Origin of the sequence: Kaistella sp., from assembly GCF_032060305.1 — a bacterium.
Lineage (GTDB): Bacteria > Bacteroidota > Bacteroidia > Flavobacteriales > Weeksellaceae > Kaistella > Kaistella yananensis.
The window spans coordinates 1-7907 of record NZ_DAMBHK010000087.1; the positions used below are offsets into that span (position 1 = coordinate 1).

Consider the following 7907-nt stretch of genomic DNA (forward strand, 5'->3'; position numbering starts at 1 on the left):
ACCGGTTTAATTACATTAGATTTAGGATACAAAAATACAGGCGCTACCTTAAGCGACATCACTTACCTTGATGGTGACAACGGGGAACTGTATTACAGAGGTTATCCTATCGAGCAAATTGCAGAAAAATCTAATTTTACCGAAGTAATGTATTTGTTGCTTCATGGTGAACTTCCAAATAAGGATCAGTTCGCTAAATTCGAAGGTGGAATCAAAAATTACAACTTCGTAGCCGATGAAATGAAGAAAATTCTTGACGTATTCCCAAGATCTGCGCATCCTATGGGTGTTTTGTCTTCCCTTACGTCAGCACTTACTGCATTTAATCCTAAAGCGGTTAACGTAAACTCAAAAGAAGAGATGGATCACGCTGCGGAAATGCTTCTTGCTAAATTCTCTCACCTTTGTGCTTGGACTTACAGAAAAAAATTAGGTTTACCAATCAACCACGGAGATAATAGCTTAAATTATGTAGAAAACTTCTACAAAATGTGTTTCCGTCGTCCGAATATCGAATTTGAACTCGATCCGGTTGTTGTAGGAGCCTTGGATAAATTATTGATTCTTCACGCAGACCACGAGCAAAACTGTTCTACTTCTACTGTGAGAATGGTGGGTTCCGCACACACAGGTCTTTTCGCTTCAGTTTCTGCAGGTATTTCTGCACTTTGGGGTCCGCTTCACGGTGGTGCCAATCAGGCAGTAATCGAAATGCTTGAAATGATTGAACAGGATGGTGGCGATGTTGCAAAATATGTAGAAAAAGCAAAAAATAAAGATGATAACTTCCGTTTAATGGGCTTCGGACACAGAGTTTACAAGAACTTCGATCCGCGAGCAACCATCATCAAAAAAGCGGCAGACGATATTTTAAATTCTTTAGGAATCGAAGACAAAGCTTTAGATATCGCAATGCAGCTGGAAAGAGTAGCCCTGGAAGACGAATATTTCGTAAGCAGAAAACTCTATCCAAACGTAGATTTCTACTCAGGAATCATCTACAGAGCATTAGGAATCCCAACCGAAATGTTTACCGTAATGTTCGCATTGGGAAGACTTCCAGGATGGATTTCACAATGGAAAGAAATGCGTCTGCACAACGACCCAATCGGAAGACCAAGACAGGTTTACCAAGGCGCGCAAAAACGCGATTATGTAGATTTAAGCGCAAGATAATTTGCAAATTCTTATACAATCCCTTTCAATTTTTTTGAAGGGGATTTTTTTTGGCGCATATCTCAGTTTTCCGTGTGCAACTCTAAGAAATGATCCCGCAACCTTTTGAAATGGCTCCGCAGACAATAGAAATGGATGCGCAAGTGTTAGAAACGGTTCCGCAAGTGTCAGAAATGGTTCCGCAAGTGCGAGAAATGGATGCGCAAGTGTTAGAAATGGATGCGCAATAATTTTTATTGATTTTTTTAACTAAATTCATAAAAAAATGATGATAAAATTATGAAAATGTTAATCTTGAGCAACTAAGTGTTAAGTATACAGTGAAATATAAAACTAATGAAAAGCTTCCGAGAATTATGAAACCAAAAATTTGAAAATTTCAGTATCTTAACACTCTAGAATATTTTAAATTTTATCAACTACTCAGGATCAAACCAAAACTTTGTCATCCTGAGGTTATAGAAGGATAAAAAAAAACTTTTCCAAAAAACAATGAATAAATTTTCTGCAATCGCATTTTTATTTTTAATTCTATTTTCCTGCAAAAAGGTAGAAAAAACTTCAATCAATCTTGAACTAAAAAAAGAGCTTTCAGAAATTGAATTCCGCGATCAGGCAGTACGCTTTATTACAGACCAAACACCAAAGGACAGCCTTGACCTGATTGCAAAAAGGATTAAGGTAGATCCAACCTATTTCAAAAACAATTATAAATCAGTTTCGGTTACTTTAGATGGGGAAAATATTAAAAGAGTAGAAGAAATTATTGCGAAATATGGTTATCCCGGAAAAGCTCTTGTTGGAACTCCGCAAAACCGTGCAGCTTGGATTGTAATTCAACATTCTTCACCCCAAGTTATTCAAAAATATTTACCAATGCTTCGTGAAGCAGTTAAAAATGGCGATCTTGATAGACAATCGTTGGCTATAACGGAAGACAGAAACCTAATGTATCAGGGAAAAAAGCAAATTTATGGTTCTCAGTTTTTTGAAGTAAATGGGAAACCCGCTTTTTGGCCAATTGAAAATTCCGAAAAAGTAAATGAATTAAGAAAAGAAGCTGGTTTTGTTCAAACAATTGAAGAATATGCCAAAGATTTATACGGGAATGATTTTCAATATAAAATTTATACAATAGAAGAGGTGAAGAAATTACAAGCACAATAAATAGCATCAATAGGAACGGGCTTTATCCCGTTTATAAAAGAGGAAAATCGATCGGCTTTAGCCAAATTTATAAAATGAAATTTTCAAAGAAAACGGGTTTTATTTCTTTCATAGTATTTATTTTTATAAATGTTATTGTGTTTTATCTTATAAGAGAAAGCATTGGAATATCTGATATTTTAGCACACGTTGAAAATGATGAATTAATTAAAACCCTTTAAAATAAACAACTTTTATTGAAATTTTCACTTCAATTCTTTAATCATTGACATTGCTGTCATACTTTTTATAATATTTTTGATAACAAAATATAATTTCAAATTTTTGAAAACATCCATCACGCAACATCAAACACCCATCATAAAATGAAACTAAAAAACTATATCGCCGGTCAGTGGATCGAAGGTTCCGGCAACGAAATTCCTTTATACAACGCCGTGAACGGGGAACTTGTCGCAGTGTCCGATACTGGCGGACTCAATTTCGAAGAGGCGCTTCAGTACGGAAGAACTCTTGGTTATAAAAACCTTTCCTCCATGACTTTCTATGATCGCGGCGAAATGTTGAAAAAAGTAGCTTTGTATTTATTAGAAAGAAAGAAAAAATATTACGAACTTTCCTACAAGACCGGAGCCACGCACGCAGATTCCTGGGTTGATATTGAAGGCGGTTTCGGTACTTTTTTTACCTATTCCGGTTTAGCAAAAAGAATGTTACCCAACACGCCATTTTGGGTCGATGGAGATACGCAGAAAATTTCAGCCAACGGAACTTTCCTCGGAACGCATATTTTAACGCCAAGCGAAGGCGTTTCTGTGCAGATTAATGCCTATAATTTCCCGGTTTGGGGAATGATGGAAAAATTATCAACGTCACTTTTAGCCGGAGTTCCGAGCATTGTGAAACCTGCAACTCCAGGTTCTTATTTGACGAATGCCGTGTTCCAGGACATGATAGAAAGTGGAATTCTTCCCGAAGGCGCTATTCAGGTGGTTTGTGGCGAACCCGGTAATATTTTGGATTATGTTCAGGACGGCGACAGCGTTTTGTTCACCGGCTCTGCAAATACGGGACGAAAATTAAAATCACTTCCTTCAGTTTCTAAAAATGCGGTTCGGTTCAATATGGAAGCAGATTCTCTGAACTGTTCTATTTTAGGACTCGATGCAAAACCCGGAACTCCGGAATTTGATTTGTTCATCAAAGAAGTTTGCAATGAAATGACGACAAAAGCCGGACAAAAATGTACGGCAATCCGCAGAATTATCGTTCCTGAAAATTTAATTGGCGATGTTCAAAATTCTTTGTCAAAGGCATTAGACCAAATAAAAATTGGAAATCCGCTCAACCGTGAGACCAGAATGGGTTCTTTGGTCGGAAAAATTCAGTTTGATGAAGTTCAAAGAAAAATAGATTTATTAAAAGCCGAAACCGAACTCATCTACGACGGAAAACACGATTTAGTTGATGCGGATTACGAAAACGGTGCATTTATGTCCCCAAAACTATTCTTGAACGACAAACCTTTTGATAAAAATATTTCGCACGAAGTAGAAGCATTCGGTCCTGTTTCTACAATCATGCCTTACAAGGATGCGGAAGAAGCCGCCGCTTTGGCAAAACGCGGAAAAGGAAGTTTGGTTGGTTCCATCGTTTCTCACGACGAGAAATTTGTCGCAGAAACTTCCTGGAAAATGGCGACAACCCACGGAAGAATTTTTGTCTTAAATCGTGATAATGCGAAAGAATCTACAGGTCACGGTTCTCCGCTACCTACTTTAATGCACGGTGGACCAGGAAGAGCAGGCGGCGGTGAAGAAATGGGCGGTTTGAATGGGTTGCATTTTTTCTTGCAAAAAACAGCTATTCAAGGTTCACCCGATATTTTGACGGCGATTACTAAAATTTATCAACAAGGCGCAACGCAGAAATTTTCAGATAAACATCCTTTCAGAAAATATTTTGAAGAAGTAGAAATCGGAGATTCTCTAGAAACGGCAGGAAGAACAGTGACAGAAGCAGATATCGTGAATTTTTCGAATGTTTCCTGGGATCATTTTTATGCGCATACCGACGCAACTTCTCTCAATGGAACAATCTTCGATAAAACCGTGGCGCATGGATACTTTATCCTTTCTGCAGCAGCTGGTTTGTTTGTTTCCGGAAAAAAAGGTCCTGTAATCGCCAACTACGGACTGGAAAATGCGAGTTTCTTCAAACCCGTTTATGCGGGAGACACCATTACGGTTTATCTCACGGCAAAAGAAAAAATCAACAAAGGCGTGAAAGGTAGAATTATCCCGAGCGGCGTGGTGAAATGGCTGGTTGAAGTGGTAAATCAGCGCGATGAAATCGTTTGCGTAGCAACAATTCTTACTTTGGTCGCAAAAAAATCTCCTTTCGTTGATTTAAAAACAAAAGAAATTCAGAAAATATTAAATAATCTCACCGAAAATTCAGAAAGAAAATTTGGTTTGATGACGCCTCAATTGATGGTGGAACATGTGGAAGAGGTTTTGCGAAATGGTTTCGGTTCTTTGGAGCCTTCTGACTTTCCTGAAATCCCTGCCGACAAACTCGAGCTGCTTCAGGACTGGATTTATACGGACCAGAAAATCAGGCCGGGTGCACAATATCCGCTCCTTAAAGAAGGGGAAGAACCGCAGTTACGATTTAAGAATCTTACGGAAGCAAAAGAAAAGCTCCTGGAAACTTTGAAAGAATTCCTGATGTATTACCGCGAGAACCCGCAAGCCGAGCATTACCATCCTAGGTTCGGAATGCTGAACAAAGAAATGATGGAACTGTTCCACCGGAAACATTTTACGCACCATTTTGAGCAGTTTAATCTGGTTTAATTTACTGATTTAACATTATAACAGAATGACCTTCGGAGAACAAGTCGTAGAATTCAACAGCAACTTAAAATATACCGGAAAGCTTCCGACAGGCTTTCAGGTAATGAACCCGTTTCTCGACAATCCCGAAACGCTTAAGGTAATGAAGCAGTTCTACGATAAATTCTACACAGATAACGATCGCCGCAGATTCATCATAGGAATCAATCCAAGCCGCCACGGCGCTGGAGTTACAGGCGTTCCTTTTACCGATACCAAAAGATTGGAAACTGTTTGCGGAATCGAGATGAAATCTGCTCACACGCACGAGATTTCATCAGTATTTCTTTATGATGTAATTGAAAATTTCGGCGGACCGCAACTTTTCTATAAAGAATTTTACATCAATTCTCCTTTTCCTTTAGCGATTGTCAGGAATACGATTAAAGGTAATTTAAACGCCAATTACTATGACGACAAAAATCTTTTCGAAGCCGTAAAACCCTTTATGATTCAGAGTTTAAAGGATCATATAAGTTTGGGTTTGGACACTTCGGAGGTCTTTATTTTAGGAAAAAAGAATGCCAATTTTATTGATAAAATCAACAGTCAGGAACATTTTTTCGATAAAATGACGGTGCTGGAACATCCCAGATATATTCAGCAGTACAAAAGCAAAGAAAAACAATTATACATCGACAAATATTTAATTGCCCTAAATAAAAATTCATGAACAACGGATTCGTAAATACAGAAATCAAAAATCAAATCTCCGAAATCACTTTCGGAACCGAAAAAAGCAATTCATTACCCGGAGAAATCCTGGAAAAACTGGCTCAGACTATTCTTGATGAAGGTGCAAAACCTGAGATTAAAGCCATACTTTTAAAATCTGCCGGTGAAAAAGCTTTCTGTGCAGGCGCTAGTTTCGATGAGTTGCTCGAAATTGACGATTTGGAAAATTCGAAAATATTTTTTGGTGGCTTTGCAAAAGTTCTGAATGCGATGCGATCTTGTGGAAAATTAGTCATCGTCCGCGTTCAGGGAAAAACAACTGGTGGAGGCGTCGGAATAGCTTGTGCAGCCGATTATTGCTTTGCAACAAAAGATGCCGCAATGGCTTTAACAGAATTGAACTTGGGAATCGGACCGTTTGTGATCGGACCTTATGTTGAAAGAAAAATCGGAAAATCGGCCTATTCCGCGATGTCTATCGATGCAGATTTCCGCAGCGCCGATTGGTGCGAAAGACACGATGTTTATCATTCCGTTTCTGAAAATATTGAGGAAATGGATGGGAAAATTGAAGCTTTTATGAAGAAATTATCCGAAAGAAGTGCGGATGCTTTGGCTTTAATCAAGAAAGTATCGTGGGAAGGATCTGAACATTTTGATCAATTAATGCCGGAAAGAATTTTGATGAGCGCAAGTTTAATCCTGGAAGATTCAGCGAAACAGAATATTCAGAAGATTAAGGAAAGATTGAGGATGAAACAATAAAATTCTCTTGAGATTTCAAATGAATTCAGAAAAAAGTGTTTTGATATTAGGGGCCAATTCCGACGTGGCGAAAGAATGTGCGAAACTGTATTTGCAGAAAAATTTCCGCGTGATGATGGCTTCGAGGAATTTAAAATCGATGGAAGATTTCATCAAAGAAAATCATCTGGATTCAAACAAGATTGATTTGCTTTATTTTGATGCGGTGGATTTCGTTTCCCATCAAAAGTTTTATACTGAATTGCCTTTCAAACCAAATGTTGTTTTGTATTCAGCGGGATTTTTGGTTCAAAATGAAAATGCTTTTCAGGATTTTGACAAGACTTTAAAGATGATGCACACGAATTATTCCGGGGCAGTTTCCATCTTGAACATCATCGCGATGGATAAAACCAACAAAAATTTGGAAAGAATCATAGGTCTGTCCTCGCTTTCGGGAGTGCGTGGACGAAAAAGTAATTTCGTTTATGGAAGCACTAAATCGGCTTTCACCACTTATCTGGCCGGACTTCGCCAGGAACTTTCTTCAAGAAATATTAAGGTAAATGTTTTTGTGTTGGGCTATATAAACAGTAAGATTAACCACGGTTTACAATTGAACAAATCTTTAATGATGGAACCGGATTATGTTGCCGGAAAAATTGTGAATGTTGGAAACTCTTTTGTCAATGTTCCTAATTTTAAATGGAAAGCGATTTACAATATTCTTAAAATTTTACCGGAAAGTTGGGTAGCGAAGTTGCCTTAGATTTTTATTTGGGTAGCTTTTTCCGCCTTCCACTCCCGCTTTTTTGCTCGTGGTACCTGCTCACAAAAGAGCTCCGTTCAAGTCGGGCTGCAAAAATCGTTTAAAAAACAAGCTGATATAAAGTAATAAAAAAGCGGAGAAAAAATCTCCGCTTTTAACTTATTCTTTCAGGTTTAATTTCAGTTCCAGTTCATCCAATTGCTCCTTAGCAATTGCTGCCGGTGCATCGATCATCACGTCTCTTCCGGAATTGTTTTTCGGGAAAGCGATGTAATCCCGGATCACTTCATTTCCGTCCAAAATCGCAACCAAACGGTCGAAACCGAAAGCCAAACCGGCGTGAGGTGGTGCTCCAAATTTGAAGGCGTTCATCAGAAATCCAAACTGCGCTTCTGCATCTTCTTTGGTGAATCCTAAAAGATCAAACATTCTGCTCTGCAAATCTTTATCGAAAATTCTTACAGAACCGCCTCCGATTT

At 38.3% G+C, this 7907-nt stretch carries 8 protein-coding genes; 7 read left to right on the forward strand and 1 reads right to left on the reverse strand.

The features are described 5' to 3' along the window. The 7 genes from V5N63_RS10385 to V5N63_RS10415 form a co-directional block, all read left to right on the forward strand. The coding region (locus V5N63_RS10385) for a citrate synthase (RefSeq protein WP_332033881.1) at positions 1–1176 on the forward strand (1176 nt) is incomplete at its 5' end. Positions 1177–1265: 89 nt separating this feature from the next. Beyond that, positions 1266–1406: a hypothetical protein gene (locus V5N63_RS10390; RefSeq protein ID WP_332033882.1), complete on the forward strand. Its 141-nt coding sequence runs from the start codon at positions 1266–1268 to the stop codon at positions 1404–1406. A 262-nt stretch (positions 1407–1668) separates the two neighbouring features. After that, complete coding sequence (locus V5N63_RS10395; protein ID WP_332033883.1) at positions 1669–2343, forward strand: DUF6624 domain-containing protein; 675 nt, start codon at positions 1669–1671, stop codon at positions 2341–2343. A gap of 365 nt (positions 2344–2708) precedes the next feature. Then, positions 2709–5201 carry a phenylacetic acid degradation bifunctional protein PaaZ gene (paaZ, locus tag V5N63_RS10400; RefSeq protein WP_332033884.1) on the forward strand — a complete coding sequence of 831 codons (2493 nt, stop codon included), beginning with the start codon at positions 2709–2711 and terminating at the stop codon, positions 5199–5201. A 25-nt stretch (positions 5202–5226) separates the two neighbouring features. Beyond that, positions 5227–5913 (forward strand): SMUG2 DNA glycosylase family protein, encoded by a 687-nt coding sequence (locus V5N63_RS10405; protein WP_332033885.1) that lies wholly within the window; start codon positions 5227–5229, stop codon positions 5911–5913. After that, positions 5910–6680, forward strand: coding sequence for an enoyl-CoA hydratase/isomerase family protein (locus tag V5N63_RS10410; protein ID WP_332033886.1), 771 nt, complete (start codon positions 5910–5912; stop codon positions 6678–6680). The genes V5N63_RS10405 and V5N63_RS10410 overlap by 4 nt, the downstream gene beginning before the upstream one ends. Before the next feature lie 19 nt (positions 6681–6699). After that, on the forward strand, positions 6700–7428 hold the full coding sequence (locus V5N63_RS10415; protein WP_332033887.1) for an SDR family NAD(P)-dependent oxidoreductase: 729 nt from the start codon (positions 6700–6702) through the stop codon (positions 7426–7428). 159 nt (positions 7429–7587) lie between these two features. Here V5N63_RS10415 and V5N63_RS10420 read toward each other — a convergent pair. After that, on the reverse strand, positions 7588–7907 hold a 320-nt coding region (locus tag V5N63_RS10420), incomplete at its 5' end, for an amino acid--tRNA ligase-related protein (protein ID WP_332033888.1).

Bases quoted from the DNA above. Each gene is read 5' to 3' on its own strand.
- V5N63_RS10405 (WP_332033885.1), top strand. From the start codon at position 5,227: ATGACCTTCGGAGAACAAGTCGTAGAATTCAACAGCAACTTAAAATAT.
- V5N63_RS10415 (WP_332033887.1), top strand. From the start codon at position 6,700: ATGAATTCAGAAAAAAGTGTTTTGATATTAGGGGCCAATTCCGACGTG.
- V5N63_RS10410 (WP_332033886.1), top strand. From the start codon at position 5,910: ATGAACAACGGATTCGTAAATACAGAAATCAAAAATCAAATCTCCGAA.
- paaZ (WP_332033884.1), top strand. From the start codon at position 2,709: ATGAAACTAAAAAACTATATCGCCGGTCAGTGGATCGAAGGTTCCGGC.
- V5N63_RS10395 (WP_332033883.1), top strand. From the start codon at position 1,669: ATGAATAAATTTTCTGCAATCGCATTTTTATTTTTAATTCTATTTTCC.
- V5N63_RS10390 (WP_332033882.1), top strand. From the start codon at position 1,266: ATGATCCCGCAACCTTTTGAAATGGCTCCGCAGACAATAGAAATGGAT.